We start from the raw sequence: 18,375 nt of genomic DNA, 5'->3' as shown, positions 1-18,375 counted from the left end.
GTTAATAGCGCCATTCCTTGCACGTCGACCGTGCAATTCGCGTTCTGTCGCGATGAACGGCGGCTGCCGTATAACTCTGTTACAGCAATTGCAGATCGCAACAAGCCTTTCTGGCTTCTGTTTCATTTGTAAAAGGCTCAACGTTATCGGCCAATAGCACCCTACTTTGGGCCGCCGGCGAATGCGTCGATCCTTTGCGGACTATGCTTCACCGCAACATCGAGAGAGAAATTGTCAATCGCGGATTACGTGAATGGCGGGCTTCGCGTTCCCTGATTCGTGAGAAGAACAATCGGCAATGCCACGGTGGATAAGCAATAGGTGTATAGCTTTCCGTGCTTCGAGAGGTCCCGAACGCGGCTCCCCGACCTAACCCGACACAGCACGTCGCCTCGCCGTGCTGCCAGCCAATCGAGGGCCAATCCGCCCGGCGGCATAAATGGCGACGTGGCGACGCAAAGCGATTGCCGATCGTTTTGTTTCATCAACCTGCAAGGATCAGACCGGTGGATTACTATCCGCAAAACTCGCTCTATCCCGCTGTTGATACCGAGCGCAGACAACTCAGTGTCAGCGGAATGCTCACGCTAATGCGCGACCACGTCTGGGAGATCGTGGTGACGACGGTCGTCGTCCTCACGCTCGCTGTCGCGTATCTACTGATTGCCACGCCTATCTATTCCGCCGACGTAATCGTTCGCGTGGACCCGCCTGAACCGAACGCGCTCGGCCTCGCGTTGCAGAACCAGGAACTATTGCCGCCGCCGACGCCGTCGTCGGTCACTGAAATGGCGGTGATGGAAAGCCGGTCGGTCTTGCAGCCGGTCATCGACCAGTTCCGTTTCGACATTTCGGTGAAGCCGCACAAGTTTCCGGTGCTGGGCGACATTGCCGAAAAATTCGCTACGCCGGGGCAGCCTGCCGCCCCGTGGCTGGGGCTGAAATCGTTTGCCTGGGGCGGCGAGCGCCTGCAGATCGCCGCGCTGGACGTACCGCGCGAACTGGAGGAAGAGAAGCTGACCTTGACCGCGCTCGAGAACGGCGCTTACGAACTGCACGGCCCGTCCGGCGAGTTGCTGGCGACCGGCACGGTCGGCGTACCGCTCAAACAGAACGGCGTGTCGATGCTCGTAAAGGAACTCGACGCGCGGCCGGGCACGAAATTCGAAGTGATCCGCTGGAACGAGCTGGACGCCATCAAGCGCTTTTCAGGTCTGATCAAGATCGGCGACAAGGTGAAGGATTCCGGGCTGATGCAAATACAGTACCGCGACAAGAGTCCGGACAAGGCCGCGGCCGTCGCCAATGCATTGGGACAGCAATACCTCGCATCGGCAGTGGCGAGCCGGCAAGCGAACGACACGCAGACGCTCGCGTTTATTAACGGCGAACTTCCGCGCCTACTCGGTGATCTGCGAAAAGCCGAGGAAGCGCTGAAGAACTACCGCTCTCGCTCGCAATCGATGCAGCCGACCAACGAGGCGCAAGCCTATTTGCAGGGCGGTCTCGATCTCGACAAGCAGATCGCGGCGCTGCAATTGCAGCGCACGCAACTGCTGGAGCGCTATACGGCGCAGAGCCGATGGGTACAGAACGTCGACGAGCAACTGACGCAACTGAAAGAAGCGAAAGCGAAATTCTCGGATCATTTCAACGGCATGCCGGCGTCGGAGCGCGCGAGCGTCGATCTGATCCGCGCGCAGAAGGTCGCGGAGACGGTTTACCTCGGCATGGTGCAGAAGGCCGAGCAACTGCAGGTGCGCCGCGCCAGCACGACCGGGGGCGCGCATATTCTCGACCAGGCGATCAGACCGCATATGCCGGTCATGCCGCAGCCGATTCTCGTGCTCGGCGGTGGCTTGGTACTCGGTATCGTGTCCGGCGTCGTGCTGGTCTTCATGCGCCGCCACGTGATGATCGGCGTGACGGATCCGCGCTACGTCGAGCGTCAGATGAGCGTGCCGATGTTTGGCGAAATTCTATTCAGCCATCAGCAACTTCTGCTCGATCGCGATGCGACGGCGGGACGCAAATCGCTGCCGGCGATGGCCGGGCGCGCGCATCCGCCGGCGCCAAGGGGCGCGCACGAGATTCTGCTCGATGCCGGCGGGCAGAGCAGGATTCTCGCCGCGCGCTTTCCGCACGACACGTCGGTCGAAGCGCTGCGCAGCGTACGGACCGCCGTCGCGCGCGATCTCGCGCATGCGCGCAACAACATCGTGATGATCATCGGACCCACGCCGTCCGCCGGCAAGAGCTTCGTCGCCGCGAACCTGGCGATCCTGCACGCGGAAATCGGCTCGCGCGTGGTACTGATCGATGCCGATATGCGGCGCGGTCATCTCGCCTCGCTATTCAACGAGAGCAATCGTGGCGGTCTTTCGGAAGTGCTGTCGGAACGCTTGCCGCTGCGCAATGCGTTGCGCGCGACGCCGATCGACGGACTGACGTTCCTGTCGTGCGGCGTGCGCCCGGAGAACCCCGCCGCGCTGTTGATGAAGCCGCGCCTGAAGGACGTGCTCGAGCGGCTGTCGAGCCAGTTCGATCTGGTGATCATCGATACGCCGCCTTTCCTGGCGGTCACCGACGCATCGATCGTCGCGAACGAGGCGGGTGCGTCGCTGCTCGTGTTGCGCTCGGGCATGCAAAGCGAGGAAGAGATCGCCGACACGATCAGAAAGGTGGAGCGCGCCGAAGGGCGCATCGCGGGCGCGGTGTTCAACGGCATTCCGCTGCGTCGAAGCACCAAGAATTACGGCTATGAAACCAACTATGCCAGCGATTTCGGCGAAAACGACGTCGCGCCGCCAGCGCCGCGCGGCGCTTGAGCTTGTGAAAACTTCAACGCGGTAAAGGGCATTCGCGATGGCGTAAAACGGAGAACCAGATGGCCTTTGCAATCAACGGCAAGTTTACTTCGCAGCCCGTCACGGGGGTTCAACGCGTTGCGTATGAGCTGACGAGGGCCATGCAGATGCGCGCCGCGCCCGGTGACGAACCCGAGGTGTTCGTGCCGCAAAACGCGGTCGAGCCGGGGGCGCTGCTCAAACCGCAACGGCGCTTTCCGTGGCTGCGCGGTACGTTGTGGGAGCAGATCACGCTGCCCATCGCCGCACGCGGGCTCACGCTGCTGAGTCTGTGCAATACGAATCCACTATTCAAGCACGGTCAGATCGTGATGGTTCACGACATGGCCGTCTATGACGTACCGCAAGGCTTCTCGAGGAAATTCCGGCTCTGGTATCGCATCTGTTTCGCGCTATTGCCGCGCACGCATCCCATCGTTCTGACGGTGTCGACGTTTTCGAAAATGCGTATCTGCCATCACCTGAAGATCGACGAATCGCGTGTGAAAGTGGTGGCGCCCGGCGCGGATCATCTTGATCGGATCGTCGCCGACCCCTCGGTGCTGCAACGGCTCGAATTGAACAAGGACGCTTATTGCGTGATCGTCGGCAGTCTCGACCCGCGCAAGAATCTGCGCGGCGTGCTCGAGGCGATCGCGCGCCTGGGGCATCTGAGCGACGTCAAATTCGTCATTGTGGGAAACAAGAATCCGCGCATCTTCAGCAGCGCTGGCGTGGAGCACCCTGTTCATTCGCGCCAGGTCGTGTGGGCCGGTTTCGTGTCGGATGCGCAGCTGAAGGCACTGTACGAGAGCGCTGGGTGCCTCGTGTTTCCGTCGCTGTATGAAGGGTTCGGGCTGCCGCCGCTGGAAGCGATGTATTGCGGCTGTCCGGTCATCGCGTCCGCGCGCACGTCGATACCGGAAGCGTGCGGGGACGCCGCGATGTACTGCGACGCGACGTCCGCCGACGACATCGCCGCAAAGATCGCGCAGATGATGACCGACGCCGATCTTCGCCAACGTTACCGTAGCGCAGGGCTGCGACATGCGCGGGAGTTTCGCTGGGAGCGCGCGGCGCAAAAGGTGCTCGAAATCCTCGATGTCAAGACCGGCGAGCGGCTGGCCGAACTGACGCCGCGCGCGTCGGCGAGCTAGCGACGGGTGGCCACCAACATGGATCGCGCGAAGACTCGTCCCGGTAGAAGACGCGCATTGCACACGCTCGCCGCGTTGGCGGCGGGTGCGGCCGCGCCGTTATCGACTATCAGGCCCGCTCTCGCATTGATGCCCGACGCGGCGCCCGCCAAGGCGCGCGCTCGCATGATGACCGATCTGATCGGCACCAACGGCTGGGCCGGATCGGCCGCCGACATCGAGATGTGGCGAGCGATGGGCATCAGCTGGGGGCGCGACACGGTCGGCCCTGGTCAACGTGATGGGCCGGGCATGCCGATGCGCATCGACAAAACCAGCTCGGCGTTCGATAGCGATCTGCCGTCGGCGTTGTTACGAAATGAGCGCAATGGAATCGGTTCGCTGCTGATGCTCGGCTTCACGCCGAGATGGAATGCAAGTGTGCCGGGCGACAGCAATTCGGCACCGCGCGACGTGGACGCGTGGAAGCGGTATGTCGACGCGGTAGTGCGCAAGTATTCGGCGCCCCCTTATAACCTGCGCTATTTCCAGATCTGGAACGAGGCCGCCGGCAAATTGTCCGGCGGCTTGCCGCAGTCGGTGTTCTGGCACGGTCCGGAATTCAGCAAAGACGAAAAGCGCTCGAAACCGTATGAGCGCGCGATGCAGGATTACGTCGAGCGCATTCATATTCCGGCGGCACGCATCATTCGCAGTTATCGCGCGTATGTGGTCTATGGCGGCTGGCCGGACCAGGGCGGCCTCGATAACTTCCACCGCTGGCTCGAATACCGCAGCCCGGTACTGAAAGAGCGCATGCTCGATTGGGTCGACTACATCGACACGCATTATTTGCCGGTCGCCGATATGGAATCGCTGTATCAGCAGTACGTGAAGAACGGTCCCGCGCGCGGCATCTGGCAAACGGAGATCGGCAACGAGTACATGAAAGACCCGCATTACTTGCCGCGTTATTTCTTCGACTTCGCGGTGTGGGCGCTCGGCAGGAATTGGGACGATCCGGACAAGTACCTGTCGATGATCTATCACTGGGACGGTTATGAACCGTTTCGTCTCACGCATCCCGGTCCACCTGAACGAACCTACAACGTTTCGGGTCGAAGCTTGATCGTGTTGCATCAAACCGCGGGTGGGCCTCTGGCGAGTTTTTCGAAGCCGCTGCAATGCGGTCCGGGTGTTGCTGCGAACGCCTTGCTTTCCGGCAAGGACCTCGTGATTCAAGTGAGCAGCAGCGCGGGCTGGCAGAGCATTTCCATCGGCGGGTTGCAGGCGCTGCGCGCGCGCCCGGTACAGGCCGATTTCATCGATGCGCTGAGCGGCGAGGCGAGCGCATCGGGCAATGTTGCATTGAGTTGGGACAACGCTTTGATGAACGTGCGATTCAAGGTGCCCGACCAGGTGAACGGGGCGGGTAATAACCCGCCCAAACATCTGGCTTACCTCGTGGTGCGTCGCGCGACGCAGACAGTGGCGTAGCGATATTTCGCGAGCTTGACGGCCGCCGGGAACCGGCGGAGCGAACCTGACGGATAGCGTTGACACATCATGAAACAAGTCACCATTGCGATTTGCAATTACAACTACGAGCGCTATCTGGCCGCGGCGATCGACTCGGCGCTCGCACAGGATTATCCGGCGACCACGGTCATGGTCGTGGACGATGGCTCGACCGACGGTTCGCGCGCAATCATCGGAAGCTACGGCGATCGCGTGCTGTCGCTGTGCAAGAAAAATGGCGGACAGGTGTCCGCCTACAACCATGCAATCGCATCGCTCACCACCGAATACGTGATCTTTCTCGATTCCGACGACGTGCTGTACCCATCCGCGGTCACCGAGGTCATGCGCTTTTTCGACAGCGGCGAGTGGGCCAAGGTGCAATTCCGGCTCGATGTGATGGACAACCAGGGCGCATTGACGGGGGCCTACGTGCCGAACAGCGAGCCGCCACACGACTGCGGCAGGCTGTTGCGCCGCGGTTGGCTGTATCCGTCGCCGCCCGCGTCTGGCAACGCTTACCGGGTGAGTGCGCTCAAGCAGATCTTTCCGGTTCCCGAAGAGGGCGTGAATCGCTATGGCGCCGACTTTTACGCAATCTATGGCGTCGCGCTGGCGGGACGAATCGCCACCGTGTCGAAGTCGCTGGGCGGCTACCGGGTGCATAACGCGGGCAGTGAAACCGTGTCGTTCGCGAACTCCGAACAGCTGACGAAAGCGCCGCGCGCGTTCAACATGCGCTGGGCCATCCTGCGCAATATTGCCAAAGTCCGGCTCGACATAGAACTACCGGCAACGTTTCTCGACTTCTCGCACGAGAAAGCGACATTTTGCTCTTCCGTTTATCGGGCCACGCTATTCACGCGCTGGCACTGGATGCTGCGCAATTCGCGCGGCTATCTGCATACGATCATCGCCAATCCATTCTGGAGCCTGAAGAAGAAGCTCGGCACGCTCGCACTGTCGAGTCTATGTCTCGTGCCTTACTCGCCGCTATCGGATTTCGCGGTGCGTTATATCGCGAACCCGCTTGCGCGTCGTCGCGTCGCCGGACGCTGAGGCGAAGGAGGACGGCATGGATAGACGGGCGAGCGCAAATGTAATCGCGTTTATGTACGGCGGCTACCTGGTGAGGTATGCGTATCTTCTCATCGTCGTGCCGTTCTATGGAAGAGTTCTGGGTGTGGCGGAGTATGGCCGGGTGCTCGCGTCGATGTCGCTGTCGAACGTGATATGGATGCTCGTCAGCTTCGGCTTCACCTTCGTCGGCATGCGCGAAGTGGCGAAAGCGCAGACGCCGCAGGAATCCAATGCGATTTACTCGCTGCATGTCAGCGCGCGCCTGGTGCTCGCGGTGATCGGCGCGGGCATCGGCATCGTGGCGACGTGGAGCTCGCCGGTATTGTCGGAGCAGCCTCTGATCGGGCTGCTCGCGACCTTGCTCGGCATCGTGCAGGCACTCAATCTCGGCTGGCTCTATCAGGGGCGGCATTACTTTCGCACGCCGATCATGATCGAAGTGTTCGGCTTCGCGCTGAGTCTCGCGCTGGTGCTGACGCTCGTCAAAGGACCGGACGACGCCGTATGGGTGCTGGCGAGTTTGCTGATCGCGGCGATCGCGTCGGCGATCGTTTCTTATGGTTTGGCGACATGGCAAATCGGTTTGCCGCGTCTCAGGTTTTCCGGCGTCGTGCCGCTCGTGCGCAACTCGACGATGCTGTTCTGCTATTCGTCCGGCTCGGTCGTGCTGACGGCATCGTCGACCTATTTGCTGACCTTGTTTTCGACTCCCGCGCAGGTCGGCTATTTCGGCGCGGCGGAGCGTTTCGCGACGATCGGATTGGGCCTGATGTCCCCCGCAGCGCAAGTCTTTATTCCGACGATAACGCGGCAACTCGCGCAGGGCGACAAGGCAGGCGCGCATGTCACGACGCGGCGTGGCGCCATGCTGCTGATCGGCTATGGCGTACTCGTGTTGTGCGGCGCGTTGACGCTTTCGCCCTTCGTGTTGCCGCTGATTCTCGGCGCTGCGTTCGAGCCGAGCGTGCACGTGTTGCAGGTATTTGCCTGGATGTTCCCGTTCGCCGCCTTCAATGAGTTGGTCGCGTTCTATGTATTCGTGCCGCGCAGGAAAGACCGGGTGCTCGCGATTGCCGGGGTCGCCGCGGCGCTCGTCAATCTCGCGTCGGCACTGGTGCTTGCGCCGCGTTTCGGCGCGACTGGCATGGCGTCTGCTCGGGTGATCGGCGAAGCGGCGCTGTCGGTGACGCTGCTGAGCGTCCTGATTCGCCTCGAACTGATCAGCCTGCTGCCCGGCGCCGAGAAGGCACTAGCGCGGGTGCGGGTAGTGTGTGGGTTTCGTACGCAGGCGGGCGGCGCAAAGGACGACTGAAGTAGCGCGTGGGTGTGCGGGAGTCTGGTTGGTTTGTCACGAGGAGGTCGAAGTGAAAGTCGCTATTGTTCACGATTGGCTGGTAGTGTCCGGCGGCGCCGAGAAAGTATTGAAGAACATCATCGAGTGCTTCCCGGATGCGGACGTCTTTTCGATTGTCGATTTTCTCGAAGACCGCGAATGCGTGAAAGGGAAGTCCGTCAACACGTCGTTCATCCAGAAGATGCCATTTGCGCGAAGACGATACCGCGCCTATCTTCCATTGATGCCGATCGCTATCGAGCAGGTGGATCTGTCTGGCTACGATCTCGTCATTTCGAGCTCGCACGCGGTCGCCAAAGGCGTGTTGACCGGGCCGAACCAGGTGCATATCAGCTACATCCATTCGCCGATCCGCTATGCATGGGATCTGCAACACCAGTACCTGCGCGAATCTCATCTCGACAGAGGTCTGCGTTCGGCCTTGGCGCGCGTGCTGCTTCATTACATTCGAGGCTGGGATTCGCGTTCCGCGAACGGCGTCGATCATCTCGTCGCGAATTCTCAGTTCATCGCGCGGCGCATAAGAAAAGCCTATCAGCGCGAAGCGACCGTGATCTATCCGCCGGTCGATCTGGCGAATATGCCTATTGGTACGGAGAAAGAGGATTTCTACGTAACGGCGTCGCGCATGGTGCCTTATAAGCGCATCGATCTGATCGTTCAGGCCTTCTCGCAAACCCCTGAACGCAAGCTGGTCGTGATCGGCGACGGTCCCGAGATGAAGAAGATCAAATCGGTGGCCGGCGACAACGTCGAGATTCTCGGCCATCAGCCGTCCGGCGTGCTGGTCGATCATTTGCGGCGTGCGCGCGCATTCGTGTTCGCGGCGGAAGAAGATTTCGGCATTTCCGTGGTCGAAGCGCAGGCATGCGGCACGCCGGTGATCGCCTTCGGCCGCGGCGGCGCGCTTGAATCGGTGGTGGGATTGCCGCTAGAACGGCCCACCGGGGTTTTCTTCGGTGAGCAAACCAGTGCGTCCTTGCTCGAAGCCGTTACCCGGTTCGAGAGCAACGCAGCATTATTCGACGCACGCGTGTGCCGCAAGAATGCCGAGCGCTTTTCGTCGGAGAACTTCAAGAAGGCGCTGATGGGCTTCGTCGACGCGCGGCTTCCGTACGCTTGCGTCGAACAGTTTCTTCCGTATGCGCCGAGTCAGTCGCTGCCGGCCGAAGAGCGTCACCTTGCCGACGTTACGCCCTGAGTCGGGCGCTGGGGCACGGGCTGGGGCTGTGTAGCTCGCGTACCCACGATGCCCGCTTCGCGCGCGCCGCGCGCGCCGGGCCTGAATGCGCTGAGCGCCAGCGGACGCGCGGCGAGCAGCAGCGAGATCACCAGAGAAAGAATCAATACATTCGACGGCGTGACCAGCCGATGCTCGGTTGCCGACATGACCAGCAGGCAAACCGAGGAAATCTCGACGAAGCGGAACGCCGCGAACTGACGGCCGCCCTCGACCAACGCGGCATACGCCGCCCCCTGCTTGCTCCACTCGATCAGCCTCCAGAAGAACGCGAGGATCAGCGTCAAGCCCACCACGCCGAGCTCGGCGAGGATATTCAGGTACGAGTTGTGAGCATGCGAGTCGCTGTGCTCGATCACCATGTCGGACGGCACCGCGAACAGATGGAAGTACGAAGTGAGGCTGCCGATATGGTCGTCGAAGGAGCCGAAGCCGAGACCGACGAGCGGACTTTGTTCGAAATACGCGAGGGCTCGCGGCCATAACCACTCATAGCGAATGTTGAGGTTGTTGACCTTGGCGTCATTCGCGTGAATCGCGAACGTATAGCCCATGTAGTCGACGTTCGACTCGGTATGGTAGATCGCGATTGCGAGCGAGGCGAGCAGCAGCGCGGCGATGAGCGTGCCGAGAATCCAGCGCTTGCGGCCAAAGTACAGATAGGGCAGAACGGCCGCCGCGCCGAGCAGCGAGCCGCGGCTATAGGTCGAAAACAGCATCAGCGCATTCAACGCGAGCAGCGCGATCAGCAGCTTGCTGCGTTTTTGCAGGTAGCAGGCTACGCCGAGACAGAACAGCATCGCCAGAAAGCCGCCGGCCGCGTTGCGGGCGATGAAGTAGCTGCCGAAACTGTCGGCGGGGTGAGCGAAGATGCTGAATAGTCCGTTGTCGGCGATGTAGTAGGCGTACATCGGCAAATTGATGGCGACGGCGAAAATGAACAGCGCGCGCATCACTTTGTTCAGATCCCAGCGGTGCGCATACACGCAACCGGCAAAAATGGGCGCATAGGAGACGAAAAAATTGCCGTCGCGTCGATAGAATTCGAAATCGACGAAAGAGTGCGGATCATAGAGCAGCGTCGAGACGATCGCGAGCACCGTGAAAGCGATGAGCGGCGTGATGAACGCGGGGTAGCTGCGGCCATAAAAGCGCCATGCGAGCAATAGCAGCGGGACAAAGCCGATCGCACAGATGGGCACGAAGTTCGTGACCGTCATGAAAAGTGCGAGTAGCGAAATATAGGCCATTGCAACTCCAGAAAGCGGATGGCACGCCGGTTGGGGTTGTACCCATGGCTCGATGATGGCGAGATTTGGGAGAAGCGGAAAACTCACAGTACGGCCGCGCGGAATCACACCGTTTTATCTTTGACATGAATGCCACGGGACGTTCATTAAACGGTAGCACGTGTCAGCGCTTATTTCCAATCGTGCACTTCCCCTGCAATAGAAGTGCAAGCTCGTTCGCAGGTTTGCTAAATGCGGTCCGCGAGCGCCGCCAAAACTTCCGCGCTTCGCGCCAGATGCGGTGCGTCGCAATGCGGCCTAACTATGATGAATTCATCGGGGCACGATGTCGACCAGATTCGATGACGTCGTTGCCGCATTCGTTCTTTCGGGTTCACTCGCTTTCCGGTCGTCGTTGTCGAGCAGACCACTGCGCTCCGGCCAGTCAGCTTCCGTACTTCCGATCGAGCCGGATTCGCCGTCGGCGCTGCGTCTTTTCGCTGCGAACCGGACTGCTGGTTCGGTCCGGTCGACGCGGACGCTCTGTCAATACATCACATGAGACGGTATTTGCGTGGATCGCGGCGCACTGCGTTATGCGGTGTCGTCCGGGGAGAGACGTTCCCGAGCCGGTTTCAATGCGAAGGAGTTAGCGATGGGCAAGCTTACCGCGGCAGCAGCTGCGACCGATGTCGAAACGATAGCGCAGGATTTTGCCGAGGCGGAGTGCCCGACGCTCGTGCAGGTGATTCTCGCCGGTGGTTCCGGCACCCGGTTGTGGCCGGTGTCGCGCGAACAGTTTCCAAAGCAGCTGATCGACCTGATCGGAAATCAGACTTTGCTGCAAGCGACCATGGGGCGCATGGCGGGCTTCGATGGGGCATGGAACATCGCGGCCAATCCCGTGATCGTCTGCGGCACCGAGCATTATTTCGCTACTTATGAACAGGCCCGCGAAATCGGCGTGAACGCGCGGATCGTAGTCGAGCCCGCGCGTCGCGACACGGCACCGGCACTGACGCTTGCGGCGCTGACGGCATGCGCGCAAGACGAAGACGCGATTCTCGTCGCAATGCCCGCCGACCATGCGATCGCGCATCTCGATGCGCTTCATCATGCGCTCGACATCGCCGCGACGCATGCGCGCGACGGCGCCATCGTCACGCTAGGCGTGCCGCCAGAGCGGCCCGACACGGGCTTTGGCTATATCCGACTCGGCGATGCGCTGCCCGACGGCGCACGCCGCATCGAGCGCTTCGTCGAGAAGCCCGCGGCGGAACTCGCGGCCCAGTACATCGCGTCGGGCAGTTACTGGTGGAATAGCGGCATCTTCGTCGTGCGCGCGTCGGTGTGGCTATCGATGATCGAGCAGTTTCAGCCGGACATGCATGCGGCCTGCGCTCAGGCGTGCCGCGACGCGAAGAAAACTGAAGAATGCGTGATGCCGGACGCCGACGCGTTTCTGCGTTCTCCGTCCGACTCGATCGACTATGCGGTGATGGAACAGCTTGGCAAACCGGAGTCGGCGTTTCGCGGCGTGGTGGTGCCGCTCGTAGCGGGTTGGTCCGATCTCGGCTCGTGGGATGCGGTATGGCAAGCGATGGACAAAGACGACTGCGGCAACGCCGCGAGCGGCCGCGTGCTGTTCGAAGGGGCCACCGCGACATATGCGCGCTCGCAAGGGGGCAGGCTTCTCGCCTGCGTCGGCACCCACAACATGATCGTGATCGAAACCGACGACGCGGTGCTCGTTGCGGATCGATCGCATGTGCAGGACATCAAAGGACTCGTGTCGCGGATCAGACGCGAGAAATCTCCTGAAGCCGATGCGCACAGAAAGGTCCGTCGCCCGTGGGGCTTTTACGACTCGATCGATCATGGCGAGCGCTTTCAGGTGAAGCGCATCGTCGTGATGCCGGGCGGCCGACTGTCGTTGCAGATGCATCATCATCGCGCCGAGCATTGGGTGGTGGTCTGCGGAACGGCACTCGTCACGCGCGGAGAAGAACAGTTTCTTCTCGGCGAAAACGAATCGACCTACATCCCGTTGGGCGTTCGCCATCGGCTAGAAAATCCGGGCCGCGTGCCGCTGCAGATCATCGAGGTGCAGTCAGGTACGTATCTCGGCGAAGACGACATCGTCCGTTTCGACGACAAGTACGGACGCTGCGGCTGATGGTGCGACGAAGTCGACCTGATACGTGCTATGAGGGGGCTGTGATGCGATTGCTAACCGGTCTGCTGGCGAGAATATTCGATGTCGCGATGATCGTGGGGGGCGCTTTCGCGGCCTCGCAGATCCGCTTCGACGGCGGCTCGCAACGTAGCTTCTACTTCGCGTTCGTCGCTTTCGCCGCGGCGTTCGCTCTCGCGGTTTTTCCGGTGCTCGGTGTCTACGAGTCGTGGCGCGGCCGCTCGAAGCGAGCGCTTGCGAGCCACGTGGCGCTCGGTTGGTTGGTCGTGCAGGCTTGCGCGATGGCGTTGATGTTCTCGCTGCACCGGATCGACTTCGTGTCGCGGCTCTGGTTCGTGTACTGGACCGGCATCTCCGGCGCGGCGATGATGGCCGGCCGGATGGTTACGCATGCGCTGCTCGGCCGCATGCGCCACGCCGGGATAAATTTGCAACAGGTCGCGGTGGCAGCGTGCGGCGAACACTGCGATGAGATCATTCGAAAGATCGAGATGTCCCCTGCCGCCGGCTTTCGCGCGAACGCGCTGTATAACCTCCATCCTGGCTGCTGCATTCCGCCGCGCGCGTCGGTCCCGGTTTTCGAAGAGCAGGGCGAGTTCGCTCGCTACGTGCGGGAACAGCAGATCGGCGAGGTGTGGCTGGCGCTGCCGCTCACCGAAGAGCGCGCGATTCTCAAACTGGCCGCGGAGTTTCGCAACGATCTGATCAATGTGCGCTTTATGCCCGACGTGCGCACGCTTGCGCTATTCGAAGGCAGCATGACGGAGTTGCTCGGCTTGCCGACGATCAATCTTGCCGCGTCGCCGCTGCCGCCGAATGCGCTGGTGCAGAAAGAACTGTTCGACCGTCTGTTCGCGCTCGTCGCGTTGATCGCGATCTCGCCGATTCTGCTGGGCTGTGCGCTTGCCGTCAAATTGACCTCGCGCGGGCCGGTATTTTTCAGGCAGCGCCGCAAAGGCGCCGACGGCCGCGTATTTACGATTTACAAGTTCCGTACGATGCGCTTGCACGAGCAGAAGCCGGGCGTTCTCGAACAGGCCACGCGCGACGATCCACGCATCACGACCGTCGGCGCGTTCCTGCGCCGCACGAGTCTCGACGAATTGCCGCAGTTTTTCAACGTGCTGCGCGGCGATATGTCGGTGGTGGGTCCGCGTCCGCATGCGCTCGAACACGACGATCTGTATCGGGACATCGTATCGGGCTATATCCACCGTTATCGGATCAAACCCGGCATCACCGGCTGGGCGCAGATCAACGGATATCGCGGCGAGACCGATCGCCTCGAAAAAATGGAAGGCCGTGTCGCACACGATCTGTACTACCTGCGCAACTGGTCGTTCTGGCTCGACGTGAAAATCATTCTGGCCACTATATTCAAGGGGCTTCATCATCCAAACGCATACTGAGCATGATGCTATCTGGGGTTGAGAATGTGGTGAGACGATCGGTGAAGCGGGTCTCGCTGTACCGCTTTCACCATGATCACGATTTGCAGGCGCGAAAAATTCTGCAGCGACTCGAAAGCAGATACGGCAAGACCGATCCGAATAACCTGCGGCTCGCCGACGCGTATGCGCGAGACGTGTTCGGCGACCCGGTCTATGCACCCTGGCTGCGTGTTTATGCGGCGTTTTGCGGTACGTTCAAGGAAGGCTGGATCCCGGACAACTACTACGGCATCGTCGTCGTGCCGCATATGCAAGGCTGGTACGGCAAGATTTCGAGCCTGAAGCCGATTTCGCGGCTGATTTTCGACGACGACGAATTGCCGGACGTCGCGTACTTTGCCAATGGCCTGTTCTTTACGGACCAGAGCGTCGTGGTGCCCGAGCGTGATCTGAAAGACGTCGTGTTCGAGCATGCCGAGCGCGTCGTATTCAAGCTCGACGGCTCGGGACAGGGTAAGGGCGTCTATTTCTTCGACCGCTCCAACTTCGACCCCGCGGTCATCCGGTCGCTCGGCAATGGCGTGATTCAGACGTTCATCGTCCAGCACAGTCTATTCACTGCATTTGCTTCGAAGCCCGTGGCGACGTTGCGGTTCACCACCGTGGTGGACGACGCCGGTCGCATTTCCATTCGGGCCTGCTACCTGCGGCTCGGCCGAGCGGACGATACGCATGTGCTGAGCGATCGCGAGATCTGCGTGCCGGTCAAGCTCGAAACGGGCGAACTGTGCGACGACGGGTATATGAGTGACTGGGGCGCGGTGGACGCGCATCCGGACTCGGGCGTGCGCTTTGCGGGCGTGAAGATCCCATGTTTCGAGAATTGCATGGCCACGGTGCTACGCCTGCACAGGAGGATTCCGTTTGTGCGCTGCATCGGCTGGGATGTCACGGTCGATGCGAACGACCAGGTCAAGGTGATGGAGTGGAATGGCAAGCACAACGACGTCAAATTCAGTGAGGCTACGCAAGGTCCGTGCTTCGCGGATCTGAAGTGGGAACGGCTCAGGTCGGAACCTGAGTGTGCACGGGTGCCACCGGGCTGAGCAGGCAGGCCAACATAACGCAGCGGGAGACGCGACGTGAGCGAACAGTTATGGTGCGTCCACATCGAAGGACTGAACGACTTCATTGCCGTCGATTCAGAGGAATCGGCGCGCTACGAGGCATCGGAGATCAATGCGTATATCGATCGTGCCGACAGAAGCTCGCGTGCCGCCAGCTTGCGCGCGGTGGCGCTCGAATGGCCGTTTAGCGCCGACGCTCACGCAACGGCGCTCGATAACGACTGGCACGATTTGCAACGTATGCCACACCGCCAGCAGACCCTGGCGCGCTCAGGTGGCGGACTGTCGAATCTCGCGCGACGCTTGGGAGAACTGCTGGGCGTCACGCGCGCGGGCAAGGACGATGCATGAAGCGAGGCTAACGCAAACCGCGTTATGCGGGCAGAGGCACCTCTTCTATCAGATCCGAGCCCGCCCCAGTGATGGTGGCGGGCTCGGGTCACGGTTTGCGTGGCAGCGGCGCGAAATGTTCTCCGTCACGCCGATTGGTGACGACATAGCCATCTCGCTTGCGTAACTTCATAAAGAAGAGCACCGGCGCCGTATTCGGATCGCCGCCGCATTCGGGCGTATGTTTCTCGTGAACGGCGACCATGAAATAGCTCTTCTCGTCTGATACGTCGAACAACAGGCATTGGGTGCGGTTGGAGGATAGGTGGTGAGTTTGGGCAACTTCCGCTGCCCGGTCCGCTGCCTGATCCGCCGTTGAGATCGCCCGCTCGGATGCCATCGCATGCGCGCTGGCGAGCAGCAGGCCGAAGGTCACTAATCGTGCTCTCATATGGCTCCTGAAAACCCCACAACGGGGCCACCAAGCTACACTCGACAGTCAACGGTCGTCTATGGGCCGAGGATGAAAGCGATAACCCCCGGTGATCGCTGTATCCAAACAATTCATTAGTCAACTATCACCCGGCTTCTGATAATGTGCGCACAAAACAGCTCATAGCGGACGCCAACGTCGGAGCATCGGCGCCGGCTCGCACAACAATCCGGAGGAGACGATGCTGCGACCCAAGGTCAGCCGGGCGATTCTCGCGCTCATGTGCGCGATGTCGTTCATCTTGTATCTCGATCGCGTCAATCTGTCGGCTGCGGCCGGACTGATCCGCGACGATCTGCATCTGAGCAACACCAACGTCGGCCTCGTGTTCGGCGCTTTCGCGTACACCTACGCGCTGTGCCAAGTGATTGGCGGCTGGGTCAGCGACCGCTTCGGCGCGAAACGCACGCTCGTGACCTGCGCGAGCATCTGGATTGTCGCGACGGTCGCGACCGGCTTCGCGGGCGGGCTCATGTCGCTGTTCGGCGCGCGGCTGCTGCTCGGCATCGGCGAAGGCGCGGCGCTGCCCGCGCAGGCGCGGGCACTGACCAACTGGTTTCCTTCGAACCGACGCGGCTTCGTGCAAGGCCTCACGCATTCGTTCTCGCGGCTCGGCAATGCGATCACGCCGCCGCTGATCGCGCTGCTGGTCGCATATTCGTCGTGGCGTGTGTCGTTTTTCGCGGTGGGCGCGCTGACCTTCGTGTGGGTCGTGGTCTACGCATGGTATTTCACCGACGACCCGCGCAAGCATCGCCACATGACCGCGGAGCAGGAATCGCAATTGCCGCCGGTGCGCCAATCCGCGGTCGACGCGACCCGCGAGCCGACGCCGTGGCGGCGTCTGCTGAAACGCATCGCACCGACGATGCTGGTCTACTTCTGCTACGGCTGGACCGGCTGGCTGTTCTTCACCTGGCTGCCCACGTTCTTCATGCACGGCCGCGGCCTCGATCTGAAAAGCTCGGCGATGTTTTCCGCGGGCGTGTTTCTGTCCGGTGTGGTCGGCAATACCGCGGGCGGTGTACTGAGCGACCGCGTGCTCAAGCGCACGGGCAACGTCGTCGCCGCGCGCCGCAACGTGATCATCTGCGCGTTTCTCGGCGCCCTGGTGTTCCTCGCGCCGGTGATGGTCGTGAAGTCGCTGCCGGTCATGGCCGCGTGCATGAGCCTGTCGTTCTTCTTCCTCGAAATGACGATCGGGCCGGTCTGGGCCGTGCCGATGGACATCACGCCGCGGCACGTCGGTGTCGCGAGCGGGCTCGTGAATGCGGGCTCGGCGGTTGCGGGAATTTTCACGCCGATTGTGTTCGGTGTGATCGTGGACCGCACGGGCAGCTGGACACTGCCGTTCGCGGGCTCGCTCGGATTGCTCGCGCTCGGCATCGTCGCGACCTTCTTCATGCGGCCGGACATTGCGCTCGACACCGCAGCCGCTCAAACGGACATGAACGCGAGCGGCGAGCTGCGCTTCGCCGAAAACCTCACGCCGCGCGAATCGAATCGATGACCAGCTGCATCGCTGGCGTGATGCGCCGGTTCCTGCGCAGAATCAGCCCATACGGTGCGAGCCGGCCGCGCAACGGCGTGGCGATCGCGGCGATCGCATCGAGCGCGACGTAGTATTGCGCGACCGAACTCGGCAGCACCGCGAGCATGTCCGAATCGCGCAGCAACGACAGCGTGGTCAGAATCGACGACGTCTCGACGGTGCTGACCGGCGGCGCGACGCGCGACTCGCGAAAGGTTTGATCGATGATCTGGCGCATTGGGCTCGGATGCGGCTGGATGATCCACGGATAACCCGCGAGTTGCGCGAGCTTCGGCCGCCTGCTCATTTGCGCGGCCGGATGATCGGGCCGCACGACGATCGACAGCGCCTCTTCCGCCAACGTCTCGAAGCTCAGGTCGAGCGCCGGAAAACCGTCGGGAATGCGGCCAATCACGATATCGAGCTGATCCTGTTGCAGCGACTGCACCAGCACGTCGCTGGTGTCGATCGTGACCGCCATCTGCAGGCGTGGATGCGCTTCCTTCAGCTTGACGATCGTTTGCGTCAGCAATTCGGGCGACGGCGCCATTACCGCGCCGATCCGAACCTTGCCGATGTCGCCGGCCTCGATGCCGGCCAGCTCCTCGCGCAACTCGTCGAGATCTTCAAACACGACGCGCGCATAGCGCATCACGGCCTCGCCGAAGATCGTCGGCTCCATGCCGCGCGCGTGGCGCACGAACAGCGAGACGCCGAGCGTGTCTTCCAGTTCCTGCAAGGCCTTGGTCGCGGCGGGTTGGGTCATCGCGAGGTCGTCGGCGGCGCGCCGCAGCGATGCCATCTCCGACAGTGCGACCATCAGTTGCAGATGACGCAGGCGCAAGCGTTTGCGAATGGTGGAGGCGGGCGGGATCATGAGCGATAACTTTAGCGAATCGGCCGATT

At 61.5% G+C, this 18,375-nt stretch carries 14 protein-coding genes; 11 read left to right on the top strand and 3 right to left on the bottom strand.

Going from position 1 to position 18,375, the window contains the following annotated elements; genetic code table 11:
* Window positions 1-506 precede the first annotated feature (506 nt).
* The 6 genes from BJG93_RS26230 (at window position 507) to BJG93_RS26205 (ending at window position 9,135) form a co-directional block, all read left to right on the top strand.
* A complete protein-coding gene (locus BJG93_RS26230; RefSeq protein ID WP_027194998.1) occupies window positions 507-2,828 on the top strand; it encodes a polysaccharide biosynthesis tyrosine autokinase in 2,322 nt (773 codons plus the stop codon).
* Between the two features lie 59 nt (window positions 2,829-2,887).
* Window positions 2,888-4,003: a glycosyltransferase family 4 protein gene (locus tag BJG93_RS26225; protein ID WP_027194997.1), complete on the top strand. Its 1,116-nt coding sequence runs from the start codon at window positions 2,888-2,890 to the stop codon at window positions 4,001-4,003.
* Window positions 4,004-4,021: 18 nt separating this feature from the next.
* Complete coding sequence (locus tag BJG93_RS26220) at window positions 4,022-5,479, top strand: hypothetical protein (RefSeq protein ID WP_174566116.1); 1,458 nt, start codon at window positions 4,022-4,024, stop codon at window positions 5,477-5,479.
* 69 nt (window positions 5,480-5,548) lie between these two features.
* Window positions 5,549-6,559, top strand: a complete 1,011-nt coding sequence (locus tag BJG93_RS26215; RefSeq protein WP_027194995.1) for a glycosyltransferase family 2 protein — start codon at window positions 5,549-5,551, stop codon at window positions 6,557-6,559.
* Window positions 6,560-6,575: 16 nt separating this feature from the next.
* Complete coding sequence (locus tag BJG93_RS26210; RefSeq protein ID WP_027194994.1) at window positions 6,576-7,892, top strand: oligosaccharide flippase family protein; 1,317 nt, start codon at window positions 6,576-6,578, stop codon at window positions 7,890-7,892.
* 52 nt (window positions 7,893-7,944) lie between these two features.
* Complete coding sequence (locus BJG93_RS26205; protein WP_027194993.1) at window positions 7,945-9,135, top strand: glycosyltransferase family 4 protein; 1,191 nt, start codon at window positions 7,945-7,947, stop codon at window positions 9,133-9,135.
* On the opposite strand, the gene BJG93_RS26200 is transcribed toward BJG93_RS26205, so the two are convergent.
* The gene (locus BJG93_RS26200) at window positions 9,111-10,424 is read right to left on the bottom strand and encodes an O-antigen ligase family protein (RefSeq protein WP_027194992.1); all 1,314 of its coding nucleotides are present in this window, start codon (window positions 10,422-10,424) and stop codon (window positions 9,111-9,113) included. The two genes, BJG93_RS26205 and BJG93_RS26200, sit on opposite strands and share 25 nt — an antisense overlap.
* 634 nt (window positions 10,425-11,058) lie before the next feature.
* Between BJG93_RS26200 and BJG93_RS26195 the strand changes: the two genes are divergently transcribed.
* From BJG93_RS26195 to BJG93_RS26180, 4 genes are read left to right on the top strand one after another with little or no spacing between them, the layout of a single operon-like run.
* On the top strand, window positions 11,059-12,579 hold the full coding sequence (locus BJG93_RS26195) for a mannose-1-phosphate guanylyltransferase/mannose-6-phosphate isomerase (protein ID WP_027194991.1): 1,521 nt from the start codon (window positions 11,059-11,061) through the stop codon (window positions 12,577-12,579).
* Between the two features lie 44 nt (window positions 12,580-12,623).
* Window positions 12,624-14,006, top strand: a complete 1,383-nt coding sequence (locus BJG93_RS26190) for an undecaprenyl-phosphate glucose phosphotransferase (protein WP_027194990.1) — start codon at window positions 12,624-12,626, stop codon at window positions 14,004-14,006.
* A gap of 2 nt (window positions 14,007-14,008) precedes the next feature.
* A complete protein-coding gene (locus BJG93_RS26185) occupies window positions 14,009-15,094 on the top strand; it encodes a sugar-transfer associated ATP-grasp domain-containing protein (RefSeq protein WP_082194512.1) in 1,086 nt (361 codons plus the stop codon).
* Between the two features lie 36 nt (window positions 15,095-15,130).
* Window positions 15,131-15,466 carry a hypothetical protein gene (locus tag BJG93_RS26180; RefSeq protein ID WP_027194988.1) on the top strand — a complete coding sequence of 112 codons (336 nt, stop codon included), beginning with the start codon at window positions 15,131-15,133 and terminating at the stop codon, window positions 15,464-15,466.
* A gap of 88 nt (window positions 15,467-15,554) precedes the next feature.
* Here the strand turns inward: BJG93_RS26180 and BJG93_RS26175 are convergent, their stop codons facing one another.
* Window positions 15,555-15,896, bottom strand: a complete 342-nt coding sequence (locus BJG93_RS26175) for a hypothetical protein (RefSeq protein WP_063828902.1) — start codon at window positions 15,894-15,896, stop codon at window positions 15,555-15,557.
* 223 nt (window positions 15,897-16,119) lie between these two features.
* Between BJG93_RS26175 and BJG93_RS26170 the strand changes: the two genes are divergently transcribed.
* Window positions 16,120-17,448 carry an MFS transporter gene (locus BJG93_RS26170; RefSeq protein ID WP_027194987.1) on the top strand — a complete coding sequence of 443 codons (1,329 nt, stop codon included), beginning with the start codon at window positions 16,120-16,122 and terminating at the stop codon, window positions 17,446-17,448.
* Here BJG93_RS26170 and BJG93_RS26165 read toward each other — a convergent pair.
* Window positions 17,423-18,346 carry a LysR family transcriptional regulator gene (locus tag BJG93_RS26165; protein WP_027194986.1) on the bottom strand — a complete coding sequence of 308 codons (924 nt, stop codon included), beginning with the start codon at window positions 18,344-18,346 and terminating at the stop codon, window positions 17,423-17,425. The two genes, BJG93_RS26170 and BJG93_RS26165, sit on opposite strands and share 26 nt — an antisense overlap.
* Between the last annotated feature and the right edge of the window lie 29 nt (window positions 18,347-18,375).

This window comes from Paraburkholderia sprentiae WSM5005 (assembly GCF_001865575.2).
Taxonomy (GTDB): Bacteria; Pseudomonadota; Gammaproteobacteria; order Burkholderiales; family Burkholderiaceae; genus Paraburkholderia; species Paraburkholderia sprentiae.
The sequence above is the reverse complement of the archived record's forward strand: the minus strand, read 5'-3'. Positions and strand labels throughout refer to the sequence as shown.

What these genes read in the sequence shown, in the direction of transcription:
- BJG93_RS26225 (WP_027194997.1), top strand. Translation starts at nt 2,888, where the DNA reads ATGGCCTTTGCAATCAACGGCAAGTTTACTTCGCAGCCCGTCACGGGG.
- BJG93_RS26220 (WP_174566116.1), top strand. Translation starts at nt 4,022, where the DNA reads ATGGATCGCGCGAAGACTCGTCCCGGTAGAAGACGCGCATTGCACACG.
- BJG93_RS26215 (WP_027194995.1), top strand. Translation starts at nt 5,549, where the DNA reads ATGAAACAAGTCACCATTGCGATTTGCAATTACAACTACGAGCGCTAT.
- BJG93_RS26210 (WP_027194994.1), top strand. Translation starts at nt 6,576, where the DNA reads ATGGATAGACGGGCGAGCGCAAATGTAATCGCGTTTATGTACGGCGGC.
- BJG93_RS26200 (WP_027194992.1), bottom strand. Translation starts at nt 10,424, where the DNA reads ATGGCCTATATTTCGCTACTCGCACTTTTCATGACGGTCACGAACTTC.
- BJG93_RS26195 (WP_027194991.1), top strand. Translation starts at nt 11,059, where the DNA reads ATGGGCAAGCTTACCGCGGCAGCAGCTGCGACCGATGTCGAAACGATA.
- BJG93_RS26190 (WP_027194990.1), top strand. Translation starts at nt 12,624, where the DNA reads ATGCGATTGCTAACCGGTCTGCTGGCGAGAATATTCGATGTCGCGATG.
- BJG93_RS26185 (WP_082194512.1), top strand. Translation starts at nt 14,009, where the DNA reads ATGATGCTATCTGGGGTTGAGAATGTGGTGAGACGATCGGTGAAGCGG.
- BJG93_RS26175 (WP_063828902.1), bottom strand. Translation starts at nt 15,896, where the DNA reads ATGAGAGCACGATTAGTGACCTTCGGCCTGCTGCTCGCCAGCGCGCAT.
- BJG93_RS26170 (WP_027194987.1), top strand. Translation starts at nt 16,120, where the DNA reads ATGCTGCGACCCAAGGTCAGCCGGGCGATTCTCGCGCTCATGTGCGCG.
- BJG93_RS26165 (WP_027194986.1), bottom strand. Translation starts at nt 18,346, where the DNA reads ATGATCCCGCCCGCCTCCACCATTCGCAAACGCTTGCGCCTGCGTCAT.